The sequence below is a fragment of the Bradyrhizobium sp. Crot121 genome, from assembly GCF_059512385.1.
This window is the reverse complement of sequence record NZ_JCAMOR010000342.1, coordinates 1-499: the sequence shown is the minus strand read 5'-3', so window position 1 is coordinate 499 and position 499 is coordinate 1. Positions and strand designations below refer to the sequence as shown.

General features: G+C 58.7%; 1 protein-coding gene. It reads left to right on the top strand.

Annotated features, from left to right (window positions below; genetic code table 11):
- Window positions 1–124: 124 nt before the first annotated feature.
- On the top strand, window positions 125–499 hold a 375-nt coding region (locus tag AC5ZGW_RS46875), incomplete at its 3' end, for a redoxin domain-containing protein (RefSeq protein ID WP_496114234.1).

Sequence of the window (499 nt, the reverse complement as noted above, 5' to 3'; positions counted from 1 at the left end):
GCCGCGGCGAGCATCCGATTGTCGCATTTCCGCCAGTTGAACCGCGAGATCTCCTGGCACATCGCTTGCTTGACTTGGGGCCGGTATCATCGCTTCCCGCGCGAAGCAAACTTGTGAGGACGATATGCTTGGAATTGGAAGTAAGTTGCCGCCGTTCGAAATCACAGGCGTGAAGCCCGGTTTTCATCTGCACGAAGAGAGCGGGCAGAGCGCGCTCGAGACGCTGACGGAAAACAGCTTCCCTGGGAAATGGAAGATCATTTTCTTCTATCCGAAGGATTTCACCTTCGTCTGCCCAACCGAGATCGCCGAGTTTGCCCGGCTGTCGAAGGATTTCGCCGACCGCGACGCGGTCGTGCTGGGCGGCTCGACTGACAACGAGTTCTGCAAGCTGGCTTGGCGACGCTCACACAAGGACCTGAACCATCTGCCGATCTGGCAGTTTGCCGACACCAAGGGCGGGCTGGTCGATGGTCTTGAAGTGCGTTCGCCGGACGGC